Origin of the sequence: Halobacillus trueperi (genome assembly GCF_003386945.1) — a bacterium.
Classification (GTDB): domain Bacteria; phylum Bacillota; class Bacilli; order Bacillales; family Halobacillaceae; genus Halobacillus; species Halobacillus aidingensis.
The window spans coordinates 88,181-110,931 of the sequence record NZ_QUAE01000005.1 but is presented as its reverse complement, the minus strand read 5'-3'; the positions used below and the strand labels follow the sequence as shown (position 1 = coordinate 110,931).

Here is a 22,751-nt window from a genome sequence, read left to right as displayed (position 1 = left end):
GTTCAAATTTATAATATTTGATGTTTCAATGGGTGCTCAGGATGGATGAAACCATGAAGGGCATAGCCTTCTTTCTCCTCATAAAAATGGATGCTCGTGATCATACTGTAGGCCTTGAATTGCTGCAATCGTTTCCCTTCAGAAGCTGGCACGAAAACGTCATACTCATACCACTCTTCCTTTAAAACCTCTTCGATTTTATGAAGGACACGTTTACGGTCAATCGGATCATGAACGCTCACCGTCAACGACGGGAAGGAGTGTGGAATGAAATCCTCCTGCAGTAGATCTTTTTTATTGTAAACGGTCAGGATCGGCAGTTGACCAGCTCCAAGTTCATCCAACAATCTCAATACGGTCTTTTCCTGCTGCATATGATCAGGGTGTGAAGCATCCACCATATGAACGATAAAGTCCGCTTCTGTTACTTCCTCTAATGTCGATCGGAAAGCCGCGATGAGCGTCGTTGGTAAGTCCTGAATAAAACCTACCGTATCAGAAAGGAGAGACAAAAAGCCAGAAGGAAGGCTCATTTGCCTTGTCAATGGATCGAGCGTAGCAAACAATAAGTCCTCTTCAAAGGACTGGCTGTCGGTCACTCTATTGAAGAACGTCGATTTACCAGCATTCGTATAACCTACGATTGCGACTTGAAAGGCACGGTTTTCTTTTCTCCGTTTTCGATACTGCTCCCGTTGTTTTACGACCGTATCCAACCGCTTCTTGATATCATCAATTCTACGTTGGATATGACGACGGTCGGTTTCCAGTTTGGTTTCACCAGGACCACGGGTACCAATCCCTCCACCTAACCGGGATAACGCTGTTCCTTGTCCGGATAGCCGTGGAAGTAAATATTGCAGTTGAGCAAGTTCCACCTGCAATTTTCCTTCCTTTGTACGCGCCCGTCCTGCGAAAATGTCCAGGATCAGCTGACTTCTGTCGATGACACGCACGCCGACCCTGTCCGCTATATTTCTAAGCTGGCCAGGTGATAACTCATCATTGAATATCACGAGTTCAGCTTCAGCTTCCTCTGCTGCTTCTTTTATTTCTTCCAGTTTGCCCTCACCTAAATATGTAGCCGGGTGAACCCGGTCACGCTTCTGAGTAATAATTTTGCACACTTCTCCATCAGCGGTTTCCGTCAGTGATTGAAGTTCTTCCAAAGAGGACTGAAACCGTTCTTCTTGTTCGAATGGATCTTTTCGCGCAACTAACACGACCAATTCTTTTGACATCTGTCTCTTCACCTACTCTTCCGTCTACCTGTATCTTTTTCATCATAACAGAAAAATGTTTCCTATGAATGTACGACCGTTTAGATCAAGTCTGTTTCTTGTAAAGGAACATCAAAATCTTCCGCCTGAAGGGTCATCAGTGTTTTTTTCTTCGGATTCGGGGTGCTGATCACTCTCCAAGCATGTTTTCGAATCGCTTCTTCAATGAGGTTCCTTACATAGCGGGCATTTGAAAAATTCTCCTCACGTCTGGTGTACACGTGGGCCAGATGCTGAAAAAGTTTTCGCTCCGCTTCTTTTGTTAAACAATATTCCCTTTCTTCAATCATTCCAAAAGCAATCTGCGTAAGTTCTTTCGCAGAATAATCCTTGAAAGAAAGCTGGATGGGGAACCGGGAAGCAAGGCCTGGATTTAAGGTCAGAAAATCCTCCATCTCATCCGGATATCCAGCAAGGATGATAATGCATTCATTATGATGATCTTCCATGCATTTAACCAATGTATCAATCGCTTCTTTTCCGAAATCTTTTTCTCCACCTCTTGCTAATGAGTAAGCTTCATCAATAAAAAGGACGCCCCCCAATGCTTTATGGATCAGGTCCTTCGTCTTTTGAGCCGTATGACCGATATACTCTCCTACAAGATCACTCCGATCCGCTTCGATGAATTGACCCTTATCAAGCACCCCGACATCGCGGAATAAAGCAGCAACCATCCGCGCGATGGTCGTTTTTCCCGTGCCGGGGTTTCCATGAAAAACCATGTGCAGAACTTGCGCATTCGATTTCAATCCTGCTTCTTCTCTTTTCTTAGAAACGAGCACCTGTGCATAGATTTCTTTTACCCTGGTCTTTAAATCCTCCATCCCAATGATGGAATTGAAAAATTCCTCGATTTTCAGAAAAGGGGCGCCTGTCTGTTTGAGGGCGGCTGCTTTCCGATCAGGAATCGCTTTTTCTTTAGAATCATTCAACACAATATTGATTGTGCTGTTTGGTCTCACCGTTTTAGCTTGGGGTTGCACATCGATCCCTCCTCATTCTTCTTCATCATACGCGTAGGTGGGGTTTCCTGTGACAAACGCCCAAGGATGATCATGCAAAATCATTTCCTTTATCCATGAAAGAAGCGGATGCCTTTAAAGGCACCCGCTTTTTTGCTTCCATTTACACTATTCTTTATCCAATGAAACATTTTTGACAGGAGCAAATGTTGAAATTGCATGTTTGAAGATCAATTGTTGCTTTCCTTCCGTCTCTAACAAGACAGTAAAATTGTCGAATGCTTTGACGATGCCTCTCAATTGAAAGCCATTGAGTAGAAAGACAGTCACCTGCATGCGTTCTTTCCTTAATTGATTCAAATAATTGTCTTGGATATTAACCGATTGGGCCATGGATCTTCCTCCTCTTTTCTATCTGTAATAATACGATTCTACGCATTAGTCTATCTTTCCTGCTAAATCGCCTAAAATTGTTTCAAATTTCTCCTCATAGTTCGAAGGAGATACTTCATACCAGTTGATATCCATTTTGTTCTTAAAGTACGTGTACTGACGTTTGGCATAGCGCCTGGAATTACGTTTCAGCAATTCAATGGCTTCCCCAAGGGCACATGAACCTTCGAAGTATGGAATCAATTCCTTATACCCAATCGCCTGCATTGATTGAGAGTCCTTCAATCCTTGTTTATAGAGATTTTGAACTTCTTCTAATAAACCCTGTTCAATCATTTGATCGACCCTGCGATTGATACGATCGTACAGTAATTCCCGGTCCATCTCCAGCCCGATTAACAGTGGGTTAAAAGGAGATTCTTTCTGCTGCTGATGATGACGATCACTCATCACCTGGCCTGTCGTTTCATAAACCTCAAGGGCTCTTAGTACACGTCTTTCATTATTCGGATGAATTTTTTCTGCTTGTTCGGGGTCAATTTCAACGAGGCGTTTGTACATATAATCTCTGCCATTTTCCTTCCATTCTTTTTCAAGCTTCTCCATGATGGAAGGATCTTTTTTTTGTTCTGAAAAATGGAAGTTAAAAAGTGTTGCTTGTATGTATAAGCCTGTCCCCCCTACCAAAACCGGAAGCTTCCCCCGCTCATGAATTTCCCAGATTAACTTTTGCACATTCTCCTGGAACTCAGCAACTGAAAACTGCTCCGCAGGATCTTTAAAGTCAATCATATGATGCGGGATGCCCTGCATCTCCCCTTTGGTCACCTTCGCTGTTCCGATATCCATCGTCCGGTAAATCTGCATAGAGTCCCCACTAATCACTTCTCCATTAAAACGCTGAGCGATTCGGATCCCCAAATTCGATTTTCCAACTGCTGTAGGACCGACCACTGAGATCACCAATGGTTTCACACTCCCACCTCCTTCACACGTCTCTATTATACATGAATGGCTCTACAATCATACCTCAGCTCACAAACTAACGCAATCCGTTACCACTACTAACGAATTCCGTTACAAATATTCAAAATATTCGTTAGTCGTACTATCGCATTTCGTTAGTCTGTGTTATAGTATAGAAAAGGAGGCGTCTTAAAGTGGTTCATGAAAGAATTCGTTCACTTAGAAAAGAAAGACGTTTAACACAATCGATGTTAGCTGAAAAAGTCGGTGTGTCCCCACAAGTCGTGTCGAATTGGGAACGGAGTTACACTTCACCAGATCTTGACGATCTCACGAAGATCGCTCACGCTCTCCATACCACCGCAGATTATCTCCTCGGTTTAAGTGATGAACAAGAGGATGAAATGCGCGAAATTAAGCAGCTCCTGGAAACGAAGGGATACACAAAACCTGTTTTTTTTGACAAGAAAGCATGGTTTGGAATTCAGCCGGAGGATATTAAACAGATCGATAACTATTTTCGTTTTCTTCTCCAGCAGAAGAACATCTCCTAATCCCCTACTCTGTCATTCGTACTTATTTATAAGTTGATTATAAAAACATTATGTAAACAAAATAGCAAACAAAAAAGAGAGACTCCAAAGCGGGAGTCTCTCTTTTAATTACATCACACGTTTGAACATTTTTTCCATCTCATACTCTGAAAAGAAAACGATGATCGGACGTCCATGAGGACAAGTAAAAGGATCGGTCGACTTTCTCAAATCTTCTAAAAGATGAAACATATCGGTTTGGTTCAAATAATGGTTCGCTTTGATCGATCGCTTACACGACATGAGTATCGCCGCTTCTTCTCTTAGTTTAAGAATATCAATCCGATCTTCTTCCATCAGCTGCTGAATCATTTCATCAATAACTTCCTCTTCAAATCCTTTCGGGAACCACTGGGGGTGACTGCGCACGATATAGGTCGTGTCTCCAAATGGTTCAAAAAACAATCCCACTTTTTCCAGTTCGCCTTTGTACTCTTCCATCCTTAACGATTCAGCCTTCGAAAATTCAAAAGTCATCGGGACAAGGAGTTCCTGTACTTCATGGTCCACTTCCGAGAGTTTGTCTCTGAAGAATTCGTATTTGATCCTTTCTTGAGCCGCATGCTGATCGACGATATACATACCTTCCTCATTTTGAGCAAGGATGTATGTTCCATGCAGCTGACCAATCGGATGCATGGTCGGGACTCTTTTCCGTTCACGAGGAGGTCCTTCTTTTTCGACTTTATCTTCGGACTGTACGCTCTCTATTGAAGCAGAGGTATCTGTGTCGAATGTCGGGTTCATCTCTTTGATCAATTCTTCCTGTTTTTTTTGGAAACCGTCCTCTTGGAGTAGTCCTTGCTCACTTTTCAATAAATGGTCCACCGTGGATTCCCGCTCGCGATGAGCATCCTCCTCCCTCGTATGGTAGAGGTTAAAGGATTCCTGTGTAGTTTTTTCTTTTGCAGGCTTAGGTGCCGGCTGTGACACATCAGGAATGAGGGTTTGTTTGCGAAAGGCCTGCCGAACGGTCTCTTCTAATAAATCATACAATTCCTTTTCTTTACTAAAACGCACTTCCATTTTAGATGGATGAACATTGACGTCGACTAGAATTGGATCCATGTCTATATTTAAAACGACAATCGGACTTTTCCCAATTGGCAACAGGGTATGATAGCCTTGCAAAACAGCTTTATTCAAAGGAATGCTCCGAATGAAACGACCGTTGATAATCGTTGACATATAATTTCTTGATGCACGGTAAACTTCGGGTTTCGCAATATATCCATCGACTTTAAAGTCCGCGGTTTCCATCTCTATCGGGATCATTTTTTTAGCGACATTCATTCCATAAATGTTCGCTATGACTTGGAGGAGATCTCCACGTCCATTCGTCTTAAAGATTTGCTTTTCATTATGAGTACAAAGGAACTGCACTTCCGGATGGGCTAAGGCCGTACGATTTAATACATCCGTGACATGACCAAGCTCGGTATGAATGGTTTTCATATATTTCAACCGGGCCGGCGTATTGAAAAACAATTCTTCAACCGTAATGTCCGTTCCTTTTCTCGCATCACTTTTTCCTCTGGAGACGAGATGGCCTCCTTCGAGATTCATTTTCGTCCCCGCACTGTTCCCAGTAGAGGTTTGAATACTCAAGCGGCTCACTGCAGCGATACTTGCTAATGCCTCTCCGCGAAAACCGAGGGACCGGACATGGAAAAGGTCATTTTCATCAAGAATTTTACTCGTTGCATGGCGATGAAAGGCAATTTCACAGTCCTCTTCATCCATTCCCGCACCATCATCGGTAATCCGGATGCGCTGCAATCCGGCTTCCATTAAATCAATCTTCACCCATGTGGCACCTGCATCAATACTGTTCTCTACCAGTTCTTTGACGACAGAGGCTGGGCGTTCAACAACTTCTCCGGCCGCTATTTTGTTGGCTAGGTGGTCTGGCATCAGTCGGATCCGCGCCATCTCTGTTCCTCCTTTACGATTTCAAACGTTTTTGCAATTGGTACAATTCATTCATAGCGTCCATCGGTGTCATTTCCATTAGATCTAACGACTGTAGACGCTTTTCTATATGAGAAGCCTGCGGTTCCGTTGTCCGCTTTTTCTCCGGCTTCGATTCTTCAACAAACAAACTTAGCTGCTCCTCTTCTTCTGCAGAGGTTGAGGCTTCATTTTTGACGGGCCCATTTTCAAGCTGATCCAGAAGGGCGGTTGCTCTGTTGATCAGCGGATCAGGCAAGTGTGCAAGCTTCGCCACATGAATGCCGTAACTTTCATCCGCAGGTCCATCTTTAATCTGGTGAAGAAAGACAACATTACCTTCATACTCTTCCGCTCGGACATGGACATTTTTTAAACGCTCAAGCTGTTCATCCAATGAGGTCAATTCATGATAATGGGTAGAGAATAGCGTTTTCGCTTTAATCTCCCCATGAATATATTCCACAATGGCCTGAGCCAGAGCCATGCCATCATACGTACTTGTCCCTCTTCCTATCTCATCAAGAAGGATCAAGCTGTTTTCCGTCGCATGCGTCAATGCATGGTTTGCTTCCAGCATTTCGACCATGAATGTACTATGACCAGAAACAAGATCATCGGCCGCACCAATTCTTGTAAATATCTGATCAAAGACTGGTAAACTCGCAGACTGGCACGGAACAAAAGAGCCCATTTGCCCAAGAATTGCCGTCAATGCAAGCTGACGCATGTACGTACTTTTACCGGACATGTTCGGTCCTGTAATCAGTAACACATCAGTCTCTTCATTCATGTAAATATCATTCGGTACAAACGTTCCTTCCTGCATCACTTTCTCTACCACAGGGTGACGGCCTTGACGGATGTCCACCACACGTTGTTCACGATATTCCGGCCGCACATACTGATAGGATTCTGCTACTTGAGCAAAACCTTGGAGAACATCAATGCGGCTGATTTGGTCTGCCAGCTGTTGAAGTCTCTTGACGTACGCCTTCACCTTTTCACGGACTTCGAGAAACAGTTCATACTCAAGCTCCACACTTTTCTCCTGGGCTTCGAGGATCATCGTTTCTCTTTCTTTCAGCTCTGGAGTAATGAAACGTTCGGCATTTGTAAGGGTCTGCTTCCGCTCATACCTTCCTTCAGGTAGATGTCTCAAGTTCGCTTTTGTCACTTCGATATAATAGCCGAACACACGATTATAGCCGACTTTCAAGGATTTGATTCCTGTTTCCGTTCGTTCCCTTTGTTCAAGCTCTGCAATCCACTGCTTTCCGTTCTTGGAAGCATATCTATAGTCATCCAACTGTTCGTGGAAGCCGTCCCGAATCAAGCCCCCCTCTTTTACAGAGATCGGAGGGTCATCGGCGATGCTTTCTTGAAGAAGTTCTTTTAAATCATGAAGCGGGTCAACATTGTCATATAGCTTTCCTATGGAAGGGTGGTCGAATTTTGAAAGCGTCGTTAAGATATCCGGAATATGACTTAATGAATTTCTCAACTGGATCATATCCCTGGCATTCACATTGCCAAAGGCAACTCTTCCTGCTAAACGTTCCAAGTCGTAAACATTCGATAGCTCATCTCTCAGAGTCTCTCTCTCAAAAAACTGATCAAGAAATCCTTCGACCTGGTCATGCCTCATCGCAATAGCATCCGCTGATAGCAACGGACGCTCCATCCACTTTTTAAGCATACGCGCGCCCATGGAAGTGATGGTTTTATCGATGACAGAAAGAAGGCTTCCCGCTTTCCCTTTCTTTCTAAGGGTTTCCAACAATTCTAAGTTTCTTTTGGAGTACATATCGAGGGTCATAAATTGCTTCAATTCAATCACTTTCACAGGCTGCAGATGATCGAGTGACCTTTTTTGCGTATGCTGGATATAATTGAGAAGCCTCCCGAAGCCGACTAAAAGCTTATCCTGATGAACCTCCTCAACAAGAGGTTGGAATTCAGGAGCAATCTCCGTCACGTCCTGATGAGAAACCGTGTAATCCAAACGATCGATCAACATCTGTTTATACTCGACATCAAAATCATTGGATACAACCACTTCTTTGACCGGCCGGCTGTACAATTCACTCATAGCCGCGTCAAAACCGCCCGGAATAAGAGCTACACTGTTTTCTCCGGTCGTGAGATCATTGTAACTGACGACGTATGAGCCATCTTCAAATGCACTCAGTGAGGCCAAGTAATTGTTTTCCTTTTCATCGAGCATGCTGCCTTCCATGACCGTACCCGGTGTGATCAGTTGGACAACTTCCCGTTTCACAACCCCTTTGGTTGTTTTCGGATCCTCGACCTGCTCACAAATAGCAACCTTGTACCCTTTTTCAATCAACTGCTTTATGTAATTGTCTGCGGAGTGATAAGGGACACCGCACATGGGGATTCTTCCGTTTGAACCTCCGTCCCTGCTCGTCAATGTAATTTCAAGTTCCTGGGATGCTTTCGTTGCATCCTCAAAGAACAATTCATAAAAATCGCCTAACCGGAAAAACAGAAAGGCATCTTTTTGGTCTGCTTTAATTTTTAAATACTGCTGCATCATGGGTGTGTATTTTGCCATAAGGTTAAACCTCCAAAACGTGCATAAGATTCTCCACCCATTATAGCATACGAGGCAAATAATCTTACACGGAAGAGCATGACATTATTAAAGTATATGGCAGGATTGTTGAAGACTTGATTTCGAGATTTTTTTGAGTGGATGGGGCTGCGGGGAATGACTCGCTTTCCGCGGGAGCGCGTTGAGCCTCCTAAGGCTGACGCCTTGCGGGGTCTCACCAAGCACTCTTTTCCCGCAGGAGTCTCGCCATTCCCCTCCGCCCCTTTACCATATCAGTGTCTCAAAACCACTTCTTGGATAAGTTAGCTATCCAGCTTGTGGGAGTGTAAGAATAAACTCCCCTGTCCAGGTTCATGAAAGCTTGATACAGAGCGCTTTATGCTTCTAAACAGCGGGGTAGTGGAAGAGAGACCCCGCAGAGCTTTAGCTCGGGGAGGCTCTCCGCCATCCCCGCAGGAAAGCGAGCGGCTTTCCAACCACCCCTGACGCACAATATGGCAAACGAACCCCGGTTATCTCGAAACTGAGTCTTCCACAATCGGGAGGCTATTATTATAATTATCATAAAATATTAGAAAGCAAAAAAAAGAAATCCTCGCTGTAGCAGCAAGGAATTCATCATTAATCGTGACTATCGTGATCTTTGTCTGAAGAAGATGGAAGGAAGTCCGTTTCAATGGCTGAAAAATCATCGGAAGACAAGTCATAATCATAATCATCATCATGGCCGCATCCATGAGGATCCACTTTCACACACAATTTCGTTTCACCTATAACATCTACAACAAACTCTCTCTCTACTTCCACAACGATCTTTTGCCCATTTCCTGATATGTTCGCTTCTAAACAGTTCGGTTGCTGTACGACCTTAGCGATTACCTCAAAGTCATCATGTACACAATTATCATCTTTCACTGCCAACTTGACGTGATCACAATAGCTGACACGCTCTGTAACGACTTCTGTTTTTGTATTGTCGTTATACGAATACCAGACGTTTACATCGTAACTGCCAGAGATTTCAACGTGATCTCCTTTCTTTTTGGCGTTGTAGATGTGATTGATGACCCAACAACCTAGGATACTTGTCGGACGGTGCGAAGGGCTAATGGTGTGTGTGGATTCTGTAAACTTTTTACCTTTAGCGATTACAGCTTTTGTAATGATCTCTCTGTAATCTCGTTCAAAAAAAGACATAGGGTTTCACTCCTCCTTATTCTACCACCCATCCTATGTTTGGTTGGGCGAATGGTGACTAACGGGAAAATGGCCTAAGGACGTGTTTAATTCATTCTATGCAATAGCCTATAAAATTGTACAAAAAAAACCGCCAGAGGGGGAAAACCCTCTGACGGAAGTGTATGCATCAATGGCTGCAACCATGACTTGATTTATTTGAACCTGTTTCTCCTTGCAGGATATCCCCGCCCGTGGAACGAATGACCTCATTGGTAACTTCACGTGATATCGTGTTTGAAACCATTTGAAGGATATCGTTAATAATGGTTTGAGAATCTTTAAATTCTGCAACCACAGGAATCTCATCCAGCTCATCTTGGAGACGATCGATTTCTTTTTCAATCTTCTGAAGAGCTTCCGTTTTCCCGTAAGCTTGAAAATTAACTGCCTGCTTTTGCAAAGCTTTGATTTTCTTAATATGAGATTGAACCTTTTGATTGTCATTCAATTTCGCTTCCAATTGCTTGAAACGATCGATTTCTTCAATATCAGCCATCATTTTAGCTAACTTTTTTGCTTCTTCTACAACTTGTTGTCTCGTATACTGTGCCATTTATTTCACCTCTGCGTTGATTTCTACTAACTCTCCATCAAGGGACCAAGTTTTCGCTTTGGTCACTCTTACAGGTACAATTTGCCCGATTGTAGACTCAGGTGCACGGAAGTTGACCAACTTGTTCCGTTTTGTGTACCCGGCTAACACATCCGGATTATTCTTACTTTCTCCTTCTACAAGGACATCTACAATTTCACCTTCGTATGCTTTCATCGCGTCTGCAGATTGCTGGTTGACGATTTTATTCAACCGCTGCAAACGATCCTTCTTCTCTTCGATTGAAACGTTATCTTTCATCTTAGCTGCGGGTGTATTTTCTCTTGGAGAATAGATAAACGTATAGGCAGCTTCAAAGCCGACTTCTTCCACAAGGGATAACGTATCCTGAAACTGTTCTTCGGTTTCATTCGGAAACCCGACGATGATATCCGTCGTAAGGGTTGCATCTGGCATCGCTACACGAATTTTGCGAACAAGTTCAAGGTACTCTTCCCTCGAGTATTTACGGCCCATGATCTTCAATATATCGCTATTTCCTGACTGGACCGGTAGATGGATATGGTCAAGCATATTACCACCTTTAGCAAGTACTTCAATCAAACGATCGTCAAAGTCTCTTGGGTGAGAAGTTGTAAAGCGAACCCGTGGAATATCAATACTCCGCAGTTCATCCATTAAGTCACCGAGCCCATAGGCCATATCCAAGTCTTTTCCATACGCATTGACGTTTTGGCCAAGGAGGGTAATTTCTTTATACCCTTGAGCCGCCAAATGCCTTACTTCCTGAATGATGTCTTGTGGTAAACGACTTCTTTCTTTTCCTCTTGTATATGGAACAATACAGTAAGTGCAGAATTTGTCACAGCCATACATGATGTTTACCCAAGCCTTGATTTTTCCTTTTCGTGATCTTGGAAGGTTTTCAATAATGTCCCCTTCTTTCGACCACACATCAATTACCATTTCTTTCCCAAACATCGCTTCTTTTACCAGCTGCGGGATTCTATGAATATTATGTGTACCGAAAATAAGATCGATAAATGGGTGTTTTTTTAGAATCCGGTTTACGACAGACTCTTCCTGTGACATACATCCACAGATTCCGATAATCAAATTCGGATTTTCCATTTTCAAAGGCTTCAAGTGTCCGATTTCACCGAACACCTTATTTTCTGCATTTTCACGGATGGCACAGGTATTCAATAGAATGATGTCCGCTTCTTTTGTATCCTTTGTGGGTTCATAACCCATTTCTTCAAAAATCCCTGCCATGACTTCAGTATCATGTTCGTTCATCTGGCATCCGTATGTACGGATCAAATATTTTTTACCCTTGCCTGCTTGATCCATATCTTCAGGAATTTCAAAATCATAATGCACATCTGTTTCTTTCCGCTTCCGGCGTTGTGCATCCCTCATGTTCGGAGGTTGGTATGTCGTTTCAAAATATTTAACAAAATCTTCACTAGTTTTTTGTTTCAGTCGATTTAAGTTATCTTGTTCTGCTTTAGCATCAGCCGTGGAAGGCTTACGAATTTGTGACATTTCCTTACGTTGCTGTTCGTTCATAATGATCTCCTTTCAAGCCGAACCTTCTAACTGTACCATTATATCAAGTTTTACATGATAAATTAAGCGTAAACATGAATTCCACCTTTTTTCATCCATTTTCCAAGTATTTTATTCAACAATATGGCAGGATTGTGGAAGACTCAGTTTCGAGACTTTTGTCGAGTGGATGGGGGCTGCGGGGAATGGCTCGCTTTCCGCGGGAGCGCGATGAGCCATTCCCCGCAGCCCCTTTGACATGTGAGTATCTCGAAACCATTTCTCTGGAACTCTGCTTGTATTCTCAGCGGAATGAATAATATAAAACTATGCCCCGGTGCCATTCCTAGCGTGAAATCTTGATATAAAGCGCTTTATGTCGCCTTCTGAATGGTGCGGAAAACGTCCCTCTTGGTATAAGGGTTCGTTCCTCCTTAATATTGAAATGGGGTGGTTGGGAAGATGCGAGACTCCCGTGGGTGAAGGAGATAGGCGAGATCCCGCAGGACGTAGTCCGAGGAAGCTCGGCGCTCCCCCACAGGAAAGCGAGTAGCTTCCCGACCACCCCTGACTCCTAACATGGCAACCGAACACCGGTTATTTTGAAACTGATTCTTCAACAAATGGAGCGTTTTCCTTAATAGGGGAAGTACTGTTTTTTTCAATTAAAAGAAGCCAGCTATGCAATCGCATAGCTGGCTTCATTACTATTACAAGATCCCTAATTTCTTACCGACTTTTTCGAAGGCATCGAGAGCTTCTTGTAGTTCTTCTTTTGAATGTTCTGCTGTAACGATTGTTCGGACGCGTCCCTTTCCGCGCTGGACTGTCGGGAAGACGATTCCTTGTGCGAATACTCCTTCTTCGAACAGTTCATCGGAGAATTTGTGTGTCAGGGCATCATCCCCAACCATGACAGGAGTTACCGGTGTTTCACTGATTCCCGTGTCAAATCCAAGAGCGTTCAGACCATCTTTGAAGAATTTTGTATTGTCCCAAAGTTTTTCGATCAGTTCTGGCTCTTCTAACAATACATCAATCGCTGCATCATTCGCAGCCGTTACGGCTGGCGGGTGGGATGTACTGAACAAGAACGGACGTCCTTTATGAATTAAGTAATCTCGAAGGGTCTTTGTACTTGCCACATACCCTCCAAGTACTCCAATCGCTTTACTGAGTGTTCCCACTTGAATGTGGACGCGGCCATCCAGATTGAAATGGTTGACTGTTCCACGTCCGTTGTCACCAAGAACTCCACTCGCATGAGCATCATCCACCATAACGAGAGCATCATACTTTTCAGCGAGTTCTACGATTTCCGGTAGTGGAGCAATATTTCCATCCATGGAGAAAACGCCATCAGTAACGATTAATCTTGTACGATAATCGCCACTTTCTTTCAACGCTGATTCTAATGACTCTATGTCGACGTGTTTATAAATTTTACGATCCGCTTTTGTTAAACGAATCCCGTCGATGATTGAGGCGTGATTTAACTCATCAGAGATGACTACATCTTCTTTACCTAGAATAGAAGATAAGACACCCTGGTTCGTTGTGAAGCCGGATTGGAATACTAACGCAGCTTCTGTATGTTTGAATTTCGCTAACTTTTCTTCAAAGTCTTCATGCATTTTTAGTGTACCTGCAATCGTACGAACAGAACCTGTTCCTACGCCATATTCTTCATTAGCTTTTTCCGCTGCTTCTTTCATCTTCGGGTGTGATGTAAGCCCTAGATAGTTATTGGAAGAAAGTTGAATCACTTCTTTTCCTTTGATTGTCACTTTGGAACCTTGTGCAGATTCCAGAGGGATCAACGTACGGAACGTCCCTTCTTCCTGCATCTCGTTTAGTTCTTTTTGCAAGTATTCAAAGCCTTTCATAAAACATCCTCCTTACAATTATGGGTGTAAAACTACTTTTCCACATTGACCCTGATTCATCAAGTCAAAGCCCTTCTCAAATTCTTCAAGCTTTAAATGGTGAGTAATCAATGGAGTGACATCCACCTGTTGAGATTGAAGAAGACGGGAAACCTGCTGCCATGTTTCATACATCTTTCTTCCAGTAATCCCCTGAACCTCTACGCCTTTGAATACGATGTCATTCGTCACATCGAGGCTCACTCTCTTCGTAGGCAGACTTAGAATGGAAACGCGTCCGCCATTCGTAATCATTTTAAATCCTTGGTCCATCGCTACAGGGTGGCCACTCATTTCACAAACGACGTCTACCCCATGGCCATCCGTCAATTCTTTTGCTTTTTCGACAGGATCGATTTCTCCCGAATGAATCACGGTTGTCGCTCCCATTTTCTCAGCAAGTTCAAGTCGATATGGATTCAAATCAAAAGCTAGTACTTGAGATGCGCCAGCTGCCTTGGCTACGCCTACAGCCATCAAACCAATAGGTCCACATCCGATGATGGCTACTGATTTTCCTGCTACATCGCCATTTAGAACCGTATGTACAGCATTCCCCATCGGCTCTTGAATAGAAGCGATGTCTGTTGGCATTTCATCAGGGTTCTTCCAAAGGTTCTCTGCTGGAAGCGCTACATATTCTGCAAAACATCCTTGCGTATCCACACCAATAATTTTAGTGTTTTCACAAATATGGAATTTACCCGTCAAGCATTGCGGACAGTGTCCACAAATAAGGTGAGTCTCTGCACTCACATAATCTCCTGCTTGGAAATTATGAACCTTACTTCCTACTTCCACAATCTCTCCTGAAAATTCATGACCGAAAACGTAAGGTGGTTTGACGCGGCTTTCAGACCACTCATCCCAATTATATATATGGACATCCGTCCCGCAAATAGATGTCGCTTTCACACGAATCAATACTTCATCATCACGGATTTCCGGAATCGCAACTTCTTGCATTTGCGCTCCTGGAGCTCGGTGATGCTTAACGATCGCTTTCATCGTTCCATTCACAGTGAACACTCCCTACCTCAATAAATCATTATTAAACCTCTTATACAAACAATATTAACATGGATTGAGGAAAACGCAAACTCACCTGTCCACTGTGAAAATACAATCTCTCATATCATACCACCTTCTATTAACCTCTATTAAATATCCATTTCCACTGCATACAAGCTCCCTATTCTTTCAGACCTGAATGGAGAGATGTTTGATGAGTAGACCGGCTCAGTCGGCGCGGAATAGCACACTCTCCAACCACCGCTGCATCTTAATATGAATCAACACCCGTTAGCTTAAAGATGAGCCTCACATAACCTGCTATATTGTTCAATATCTTTCTTTCGAAAAACCATTTATACTAAAAAACGATCTCTATTAAAAAAGGGCGCACTCGATTGTGAGTACGCCCTTTTCTTTCCATTCTATTTTTCTTTCATCCATAAGGTCAAGGTATTCGCTAGCAAACATCGTAAGTACGCGAAACTTATAAAAACGCTTGTTTTTTTACGTTCATCGAGGTTCGACGATCAACTTAATCGCTGTTCGTTCCTCCTCGTCGATCATGATATCTGTAAATGCCGGAATGCAAATCAAGTCCATGCCACTCGGGGCAACAAACCCTCTTGCAATGGCAACGGCTTTAACTGCCTGATTCAATGCTCCGGCTCCGATCGCTTGAATTTCGGCCGTCCCGCGCTCTCGTACTACGTTGGCCAAGGCTCCTGCTACTGAATTAGGTACGGATTTGGCTGATACTTTTAAGACTTCCATTACTAGCTCCTCCTTCAATCACTATAGTTGTTCCATAACTACTATATTCTTGGAGATGTAGGATATTACCTTTTCATTATGAATGAATTTGTCGCAAAATTCAAATAATCAATGAAAGAATGGATGGTCATCGTTGATTAAAATACGCTGGACTTTTGTAGATTTTCCTGTTTTATCATCTACATCCACCAAGAAAGCACTCAGTTGTGCTCTTCCCTTTTTTGGAACTTCAAAACGTACAGGTAAGTTTGTAAGAAAACGCTTTAAAACCGCTTCACGTTCCATTCCCAGAATTCCGTCATAAGGCCCTGTCATACCTACGTCAGAAATATAGCCCGTTCCTCCTGGCAGAATTCTTTCATCTGCTGTCTGTATATGGGTGTGTGTCCCTACATTCACACTCACTCTGCCATCTACATACCAGCCCATCGCCTGCTTTTCACTAGTTGCTTCTGCATGAAAATCCAGAAAAATGATAGACGTGCGTTTTTTTGCTTCTTCTATCAACTCATCGATTTTTCTGAATGGATCATCATTCGCAGATAAGAACGTACGCCCTTGCAAGTTAATGACGGCGACCTCACCCTTAGGGGTTTTGACAAAAGTAATCCCCTTTCCAGGCGTGCCTTCAGGGTAGTTGGCAGGGCGGACGAGGTATTCCGCATCCTCGATAAATTCAAAAATTTCCTTTTTATCCCACGCATGGTTTCCAAGTGTGACGGCCTGCGCTCCTTTCTCAAGGAAGCGGCGATATATTTTTTCAGTAATACCTTTCCCTGACGCTGCATTTTCCCCGTTAATAATCGTGACAGCAGGCTGATATTTCTGCTTCAATTTTGGTAAGTATTCGTCAACCATTTCCCGACCTGGTGAACCCACGACATCACCTATAAATAAAATTCTCATAAAACAAAACCCTTCCTTCCGCAATTGTTTCTTTATTGTACCCGTAAAAACAGAAATGAAGCGACCAAGAAGGCCGCTTCATTCATTTTATTTCGCATACTCCACAGAACGTGTTTCACGAATAACGGTAACTTTAATATGACCTGGATAATCGAGTTCTCCCTCGATTCGATTTCGAATATCTCGTGCTAATCTTGTTGCTTCAAGATCATCAATTTCATCAGGACGAACCATAATGCGAACTTCGCGTCCAGCTTGAATCGCGAATGACTTCTCTACGCCATCATAAGACTCTGAAATCTCTTCCAGCTTTTCAAGACGTTTGATGTAATTCTCTAAGGTTTCACTTCTGGCTCCAGGACGTGCCGCAGATAGAGCATCGGCAGCAGCAACAAGTACAGAAATGATTGAAGTCGGCTCTTCATCACCATGGTGTGATGCCACAGCATTGATGACTGTTTCATTCTCTTTGTACTTCATAGCCAGTTCTTTACCGATTTCCACGTGGCTTCCTTCTACTTCATGGTCAATGGCTTTACCAATATCATGAAGCAGCCCTGCACGACGGGCCAGGGTTTCATCTTCTCCAAGTTCAGCAGCTAACAAACCGGAAAGGTATGCGACTTCCATTGAGTGTTTCAAGACGTTTTGCCCGTAACTAGTACGGTACTTCAGACGTCCTAAAATCTTAATCAGATCTGGGTGGAGACCATGAACACCTACTTCAAAAGTCGTCTGTTCACCAACTTCTCTGATGTAATCATCAACTTCTCGTCTGGACTTGTCCACCATCTCTTCAATACGAGCTGGGTGAATTCGTCCATCCTGCACTAACTTCTCAAGGGCCATTCTTGCTGTTTCTCGTCGAATTGGATCAAAGCCTGAAAGGATGACAGCCTCAGGAGTATCGTCAATGATCAAGTCAATGCCTGTAAGTGTCTCTAATGTACGAATGTTCCGGCCTTCACGTCCGATGATGCGGCCTTTCATTTCGTCATTAGGAAGGTTGACAACAGAAACGGTCGTTTCAGCCACATGATCGGCTGCACAACGCTGAAGGGCAAGAGAAAGAATGCTTTTCGCTTTCTTATCCGCTTCTTCCTTCGCGCGGTTTTCCGCTTCTTTAATCATAAGGGCTGACTCATGAGATACCTCTTGTTCGACGCGTTCTAAAATCATCTGCTTCGCCTGGTCTGATGTTAAGCTTGAAATGCGTTCAAGCTCTGTTTGTTGTTCTTGAAGCATAGCTTTCACTTTGCTTTCCATTTCTTCAATTTGTTGTTGTCTCTCGGCAAGAGTCCCTTCTTTCTTTTCGAGTGAAAGATCACGTTGGTCAAGCGTTCCACTCTTACGATCAAGATTCTCTTCTTTCTGAGTTAAACGATTTTCAGTTTTCTGCAGTTCCATGCGGCGTTCGCGGATCTCGTTCTCCGCTTCCTGGCGAAATTTCTGGTTCTCTTCTTTTGCTTCAAGAAGAGCTTCCTTCTTGGCTGATTCAGCATTGCGATGACCTTCTTCCACAATCTGTTTCGCAAGGTCCTCAGCACTGGAAATTTTCGCTTCCGCAATCGATTTCCGAATAAGATAACCAACAACAGAACCGATGATAAGGGCAAGCAAAATGAAGATGAGCGAGGATATTATATCCATAATTTCACCTCCTCTTGCTATGAACTTGGTCCGTTTGTCGGCAATTACAAACGTTTCATTTTCAGTTTCATTTGTTTAAGATAAGGGTATAAAGATGAAAATGATACACATTCATTTTATGCTTGACTATACGGAATGTCAAGGAAACGCCCTATGTATCTGCTAACATATTCAAATATTTGAAAATGTCAGTCTATTAATTTTACATTTCGAGACCGGACCGCTGAATAAAAAGCCCTGAATAACCCTAAAAATAGTTCTTGATATTGACTTCGAAAAATCAAACATATTAAAAAAACGAGTATGAAACAGCTGTTTCATACTCGTTTTTTCTACTAATCGATTAAACGTCCAACGTTTCCTGACTTTCTTTATTATCGGCATCTGCAGTTTCTGGATCTGCTTCCATGCCATAATGGTCTCGAATCAATTTTTTCACTTCTTCGTAGACCTCTACATTTTCTTTCAGGAATTGTTTCGCATTCTCACGCCCTTGGCCAAGTCTATCATCTTTATATGAATACCAGGAACCACTCTTCTGTATGAGATCGAGGTCTGTTCCGATATCAAGCAGTTCCCCTTCTCGAGAAATTCCTTCTCCGTACATTATATCTACTTCCGCCTGTCTGAAAGGAGGGGCCACTTTGTTTTTGACTACTTTCAAACGGGTTTTATTTCCGACCATTTCGTTTCCTTGTTTCAAAGTCTCCGCACGACGGACTTCCAATCGAACAGAAGAATAGAATTTCAGCGCACGGCCACCAGGGGTTGTTTCAGGGTTACCGAACATAACCCCCACTTTTTCACGAATCTGGTTAATGAAGATGGCCGTCGTTTTCGATTTATTTATGGCTCCAGAAAGCTTACGAAGCGCCTGGGACATCAAACGGGCTTGCAAACCGACGTGTGCGTCACCCATTTCCCCTTCAATCTCAGCTTTCGGTACAAGTGCTGCTACAGAGTCGATGACAACCATATCAACGGCACCACTACGGACAAGGGCCTCCGCGATTTCCAGTGCCTGCTCTCCCGTATCCGGTTGAGATAGTAGAAGTTCTTCAATGTCTACACCCAATGCTCTTGCATAGACAGGATCAAGGGCATGCTCTGCATCGATGAAAGCTGCCTGACCGCCTTTTCTTTGAGCTTCTGCAATAGCGTGAAGCGCAACAGTCGTTTTACCTGAAGATTCTGGTCCATAAATTTCTACAATTCTACCACGAGGGTAGCCGCCGACTCCAAGAGCCACGTCAAGAGCGAGGGATCCACTCGGAACCGTGTTCACTTTCTGCTCAGCGCTTTCCCCCAACTTCATAATAGAGCCTTTTCCGAATTGCTTTTCTATTTGACGTAATGCCATATCTAATGCTTGTTTACGATCGCTCATTATATACCGCCTTTCAATATTTCTATCCCTATCATAACTTGTTTTTGATCGTTTGCCAACTAAAAAGCGAATAAATGTTCCCGTTTTTTCAAAAGAATAAAAGGTGCAATTTTTTTATTTCCTCTACGTGAAATTATCAAAATTGCACCTTTTTAGCAATGAAAATCAATTTTTTAATCTATGGAAAATCATTTCGTACGCCTTTTTCACAGCTCTCACTCTCACCTGTTCCCGTCCTCCATCGAAATGAAATTTATGAACTTCAGGTTTTCTCTCCCCTATTTGAAGACCGATAAAGACGGTACCTGGTTCATGTCCTTCACTGGCATCCGGACCTGCCACACCTGTGAAACTGACAACAACATCGACGTCTAAGTTCGCTTGAGCATTTAAAGCCATCATCTCCGCACATTCATGGCTGATGGTTCCGTATTTCTTTATTAGGAATTTGGGTACCTGAAGAATTCTCTCTTTCATCTCAGGAGTATAGACGGTATATCCGCCTTGACAGACGGATGAAGCACCGGGCAGTGCAATCAAACGCTCTAGAAACCTCCCACCGGTAAAGCTTTCTGCTGAGCCGATTTTGAGGCTCTTTTCTTTAAGAAGATCTCGTACCTTCTCTTCAATGGTAATCGCATCACTGCCGTAATAATACTTTCCGACATGTGCTAGGATTTCAGTTTTGAGCGAGAGAATTTTTTCCTTCGCCTGTTCCGTGGATTCCCCTGTCGCTGTCAACCTTAAACCCACTTCCCCTTCAGAAGCGAGCGGGGCAATGGTTGGATTGGTTTGAGATCTAATCAAAGACTGCAGTTTGGTTTCCAAATCCGATTCACCGATCCCGATGAAACGCATCATTTCTGAAACGATTTGGGATTCAATGTGGTAATTATTCTGTAAATACGGAATGATATACTCATCCATAATATACTTCATTTCTCTAGGGACCCCTGGAAGGAAGACCCACAGGGTATCCTCATGCTTTACCAGTTGACCAGGCGCCATCCCTTCTAAATTTTGAAAGACGGAGGCACTCTCAAACACACGCGCCTGTTTACGGTTGTTCTCTGACATAAACTTTTGGTTTCTTTGATAATAGCTTTTGATCTTCTCCATGGAATCTTCATGTTCGACCAATTCCTGATCAAAAACGAGCTGAGCGGCATCCAGTGTCAAGTCATCTTCTGTAGGACCGAGACCACCTGTGACAATAACAAGATCAGCCCTCGACTCGGCCAATGCAAAAGAATCTGTCACTCTTTTCAAGTTATCTCCAACAACGGTGTGGTGATAAACCGAATGCCCGAGAGTCGCAAGCCGACTTGAGATCCACTGAGCATTTGTATTCGCAATTTGACCTAATAGTAATTCCGTACCGACACCTATAATTTCTGCTCTCATTTAGAATCCCTCATTACATGCCAATTTTTTTTGAAGTAATCATAACCAGAGTAAACGGTAATCAATAACGCCAAATATAGAGCAATCATTCCCAGAGGGAAACCGATGAAAGCGAATGGCCAATTATGCAAGAGCAGAAGAGAAATGGCGATGATTTGGATCCATGTCTTCAGTTTCCCCATTTGGCTTGCAGCAAGGACACTTCCTTCTCCCGCGGCTACTAATCGAAGTCCCGTCACAGCGAATTCTCGGCTGATGATCAATATGACGATCCATGCAGGTGCAAGACCGATCTCAACTAGTAAGATGAGGGCTGCACTGACTAAAAGTTTATCAGCCAAAGGATCGAGAAACTTCCCTAAGTTAGTGACAAGGTTATATTTCCTTGCAATATACCCGTCGATCCAGTCAGTTGTAGAAGCTATAATAAACAGCAAAGCACCTGCTAAGTGGGCGACAGGTAATTCACGTTCTTCCATTTGAAAAGTCCCCCAATCAAATGGAACACTCATAAGGATAATGAAAATCGGAATAAGAAAAATTCTGGACAATGTAATTTTATTTGGTAAATTCATAAGCTCACTCTCCTAACATTCATTTCAATACATGAAAGGCTGCCCGTCCACGAAGAGTGGATTTGCACTCTTCCAATGAAACGCTTTGGCAGCCTAGTCATGATTATATTCAGTTTCTTAGTTGAATTGCAACAATAACTTTTGTGTGGATACTTCTGGGTTAGGATAAGGAACTTCCTTCCCATCAATCGTAACGGTTGTCCCCGGTGCATTCCCAGTCTTAATGTACAATTCAGCTTTGTCTCCTAAATCAAGGGAGATAGGCGAATCATCCGCGGTATATTCCTTCGCTGTCACAAGGTCTTCACCACTCTTAGGAGCTTGCACTTCCATGTAGGCTCTCCCTGTCAACTCGATGGTAACGGAACGTTCAGTTGTGCCACTGACATCATAGGTGTGCTCTGGAAAAGAACCTGTCCCTTCCTGAACCAGTTGAATGTCTACCTCTTCTTCATCCTCCGCAGGGGTTTCTTCTTCCTCTGGATCTGGTTCTTCTTCTGAAGCTGGTTCTTCAGATTCACTTCCATCTTCATTACCTTCCGCTTCTTGCTGATCGTCGGAAGTTTCACTTTGAGAATCCTCTGGGACACTTATTTCATTGTCGGAACCATTATCTGTTGCCGTACTGCCATCCTCTGCCCCGCTCATATTCTGCCATACGAGCCAAACAACAAATATTAAGCCAATGATCAATCCAACGGTTAAGATCGTCGGCAGCACCCTGGAAGATGGGCCGCTTTTCTGTGTCGCTTCTTTCTTTGTCCTCTGAACACGGCTGTATTGTACCGTACTTTCCTCATCAAAGGTCGGAAGCTCCCCTTTATGTTCTTCCATGACTACTTCAGGGTCTAATCCGACAGCAGAGGCATATTCCCTGATAAACGCTCGGGTGTAGAATTTTCCAGGAAGCACTTGAAACTCATTCTTTTCAATCGCCTGAAGATAGCGTTTTTGTATTTTTGTTGTCTCTTGCAACGATTCTAAAGAAAGCCCCTTTGATTCCCGGGCTTCCCTCAGTCTTTCACCAATCTCCATGTTAACACCATCCAAT

19 protein-coding genes are annotated in these 22,751 nt (G+C 43.3%); 1 reads left to right on the top strand and 18 read right to left on the bottom strand.

Going from position 1 to position 22,751, the window contains the following annotated elements; all coding sequences use genetic code 11:
- Positions 1-8: 8 nt before the first annotated feature.
- The 4 genes from hflX to miaA form a co-directional block, all read right to left on the bottom strand.
- Positions 9-1,241 carry a GTPase HflX gene (gene hflX, locus DYE48_RS08460; protein WP_115823242.1) on the bottom strand — a complete coding sequence of 411 codons (1,233 nt, stop codon included), beginning with the start codon at positions 1,239-1,241 and terminating at the stop codon, positions 9-11.
- An 80-nt stretch (positions 1,242-1,321) separates the two neighbouring features.
- On the bottom strand, positions 1,322-2,266 hold the full coding sequence (locus DYE48_RS08455) for an AAA family ATPase (protein ID WP_115823241.1): 945 nt from the start codon (positions 2,264-2,266) through the stop codon (positions 1,322-1,324).
- A 147-nt stretch (positions 2,267-2,413) separates the two neighbouring features.
- Positions 2,414-2,638, bottom strand: coding sequence for an RNA chaperone Hfq (gene hfq, locus DYE48_RS08450; protein WP_089652336.1), 225 nt, complete (start codon positions 2,636-2,638; stop codon positions 2,414-2,416).
- A 45-nt stretch (positions 2,639-2,683) separates the two neighbouring features.
- Positions 2,684-3,613 carry a tRNA (adenosine(37)-N6)-dimethylallyltransferase MiaA gene (miaA, locus tag DYE48_RS08445; protein WP_115823240.1) on the bottom strand — a complete coding sequence of 310 codons (930 nt, stop codon included), beginning with the start codon at positions 3,611-3,613 and terminating at the stop codon, positions 2,684-2,686.
- Between the two features lie 185 nt (positions 3,614-3,798).
- Here miaA and DYE48_RS08440 point away from each other — a divergent pair, with 185 nt between their 5' ends.
- Positions 3,799-4,158, top strand: a complete 360-nt coding sequence (locus DYE48_RS08440; protein ID WP_115823239.1) for a helix-turn-helix domain-containing protein — start codon at positions 3,799-3,801, stop codon at positions 4,156-4,158.
- A gap of 108 nt (positions 4,159-4,266) precedes the next feature.
- On the opposite strand, the gene mutL is transcribed toward DYE48_RS08440, so the two are convergent.
- From mutL to DYE48_RS08370, 14 genes are all read right to left on the bottom strand, one after another.
- Positions 4,267-6,129 carry a DNA mismatch repair endonuclease MutL gene (gene mutL, locus DYE48_RS08435; RefSeq protein WP_115823238.1) on the bottom strand — a complete coding sequence of 621 codons (1,863 nt, stop codon included), beginning with the start codon at positions 6,127-6,129 and terminating at the stop codon, positions 4,267-4,269.
- A gap of 13 nt (positions 6,130-6,142) precedes the next feature.
- Complete coding sequence (gene mutS, locus DYE48_RS08430) at positions 6,143-8,725, bottom strand: DNA mismatch repair protein MutS (RefSeq protein WP_115823237.1); 2,583 nt, start codon at positions 8,723-8,725, stop codon at positions 6,143-6,145.
- Between the two features lie 621 nt (positions 8,726-9,346).
- Complete coding sequence (gene cotE / locus DYE48_RS08425) at positions 9,347-9,922, bottom strand: outer spore coat protein CotE (protein ID WP_115823236.1); 576 nt, start codon at positions 9,920-9,922, stop codon at positions 9,347-9,349.
- A 169-nt stretch (positions 9,923-10,091) separates the two neighbouring features.
- Positions 10,092-10,517 (bottom strand): YlbF/YmcA family competence regulator, encoded by a 426-nt coding sequence (locus DYE48_RS08420; protein ID WP_089652342.1) that lies wholly within the window; start codon positions 10,515-10,517, stop codon positions 10,092-10,094.
- On the bottom strand, positions 10,518-12,089 hold the full coding sequence (gene miaB / locus DYE48_RS08415) for a tRNA (N6-isopentenyl adenosine(37)-C2)-methylthiotransferase MiaB (protein ID WP_115823235.1): 1,572 nt from the start codon (positions 12,087-12,089) through the stop codon (positions 10,518-10,520).
- Positions 12,090-12,778: 689 nt separating this feature from the next.
- The gene (locus DYE48_RS08410) at positions 12,779-13,954 is read right to left on the bottom strand and encodes a glycine C-acetyltransferase (RefSeq protein ID WP_115823234.1); all 1,176 of its coding nucleotides are present in this window, start codon (positions 13,952-13,954) and stop codon (positions 12,779-12,781) included.
- Positions 13,955-13,972: 18 nt separating this feature from the next.
- Complete coding sequence (gene tdh / locus DYE48_RS08405) at positions 13,973-15,013, bottom strand: L-threonine 3-dehydrogenase (protein ID WP_208639645.1); 1,041 nt, start codon at positions 15,011-15,013, stop codon at positions 13,973-13,975.
- Positions 15,014-15,517: 504 nt separating this feature from the next.
- Positions 15,518-15,778 carry a stage V sporulation protein S gene (locus DYE48_RS08400; protein WP_008640081.1) on the bottom strand — a complete coding sequence of 87 codons (261 nt, stop codon included), beginning with the start codon at positions 15,776-15,778 and terminating at the stop codon, positions 15,518-15,520.
- A gap of 108 nt (positions 15,779-15,886) precedes the next feature.
- Complete coding sequence (locus DYE48_RS08395) at positions 15,887-16,684, bottom strand: TIGR00282 family metallophosphoesterase (protein WP_115823233.1); 798 nt, start codon at positions 16,682-16,684, stop codon at positions 15,887-15,889.
- A gap of 87 nt (positions 16,685-16,771) precedes the next feature.
- Positions 16,772-18,334, bottom strand: coding sequence for a ribonuclease Y (rny, locus tag DYE48_RS08390; RefSeq protein WP_089652346.1), 1,563 nt, complete (start codon positions 18,332-18,334; stop codon positions 16,772-16,774).
- A gap of 343 nt (positions 18,335-18,677) precedes the next feature.
- Positions 18,678-19,721 carry a recombinase RecA gene (gene recA / locus DYE48_RS08385; protein WP_089652347.1) on the bottom strand — a complete coding sequence of 348 codons (1,044 nt, stop codon included), beginning with the start codon at positions 19,719-19,721 and terminating at the stop codon, positions 18,678-18,680.
- A gap of 165 nt (positions 19,722-19,886) precedes the next feature.
- Entirely contained in the window at positions 19,887-21,125 is a 1,239-nt protein-coding gene (locus tag DYE48_RS08380) for a competence/damage-inducible protein A (RefSeq protein WP_115823232.1), read from the bottom strand.
- Complete coding sequence (gene pgsA, locus DYE48_RS08375; protein ID WP_089652349.1) at positions 21,122-21,700, bottom strand: CDP-diacylglycerol--glycerol-3-phosphate 3-phosphatidyltransferase; 579 nt, start codon at positions 21,698-21,700, stop codon at positions 21,122-21,124. The genes DYE48_RS08380 and pgsA overlap by 4 nt, the downstream gene beginning before the upstream one ends.
- 117 nt (positions 21,701-21,817) lie before the next feature.
- Positions 21,818-22,735, bottom strand: a complete 918-nt coding sequence (locus DYE48_RS08370) for a helix-turn-helix domain-containing protein (protein ID WP_115823231.1) — start codon at positions 22,733-22,735, stop codon at positions 21,818-21,820.
- Positions 22,736-22,751 lie beyond the last annotated feature (16 nt).

Bases quoted from the DNA above. Each gene is read 5' to 3' on its own strand.
- mutL (WP_115823238.1), bottom strand. From the start codon at position 6,129: ATGGCGCGGATCCGACTGATGCCAGACCACCTAGCCAACAAAATAGCG.
- miaB (WP_115823235.1), bottom strand. From the start codon at position 12,089: ATGAACGAACAGCAACGTAAGGAAATGTCACAAATTCGTAAGCCTTCC.
- cotE (WP_115823236.1), bottom strand. From the start codon at position 9,922: ATGTCTTTTTTTGAACGAGATTACAGAGAGATCATTACAAAAGCTGTA.
- hflX (WP_115823242.1), bottom strand. From the start codon at position 1,241: ATGTCAAAAGAATTGGTCGTGTTAGTTGCGCGAAAAGATCCATTCGAA.
- rny (WP_089652346.1), bottom strand. From the start codon at position 18,334: ATGGATATAATATCCTCGCTCATCTTCATTTTGCTTGCCCTTATCATC.
- DYE48_RS08410 (WP_115823234.1), bottom strand. From the start codon at position 13,954: ATGAAAGGCTTTGAATACTTGCAAAAAGAACTAAACGAGATGCAGGAA.
- DYE48_RS08370 (WP_115823231.1), bottom strand. From the start codon at position 22,735: ATGGAGATTGGTGAAAGACTGAGGGAAGCCCGGGAATCAAAGGGGCTT.
- mutS (WP_115823237.1), bottom strand. From the start codon at position 8,725: ATGGCAAAATACACACCCATGATGCAGCAGTATTTAAAAATTAAAGCA.
- recA (WP_089652347.1), bottom strand. From the start codon at position 19,721: ATGAGCGATCGTAAACAAGCATTAGATATGGCATTACGTCAAATAGAA.
- pgsA (WP_089652349.1), bottom strand. From the start codon at position 21,700: ATGAATTTACCAAATAAAATTACATTGTCCAGAATTTTTCTTATTCCG.
- hfq (WP_089652336.1), bottom strand. From the start codon at position 2,638: ATGGCCCAATCGGTTAATATCCAAGACAATTATTTGAATCAATTAAGG.
- DYE48_RS08400 (WP_008640081.1), bottom strand. From the start codon at position 15,778: ATGGAAGTCTTAAAAGTATCAGCCAAATCCGTACCTAATTCAGTAGCA.
- DYE48_RS08380 (WP_115823232.1), bottom strand. From the start codon at position 21,125: ATGAGAGCAGAAATTATAGGTGTCGGTACGGAATTACTATTAGGTCAA.
- DYE48_RS08420 (WP_089652342.1), bottom strand. From the start codon at position 10,517: ATGGCACAGTATACGAGACAACAAGTTGTAGAAGAAGCAAAAAAGTTA.
- DYE48_RS08395 (WP_115823233.1), bottom strand. From the start codon at position 16,684: ATGAGAATTTTATTTATAGGTGATGTCGTGGGTTCACCAGGTCGGGAA.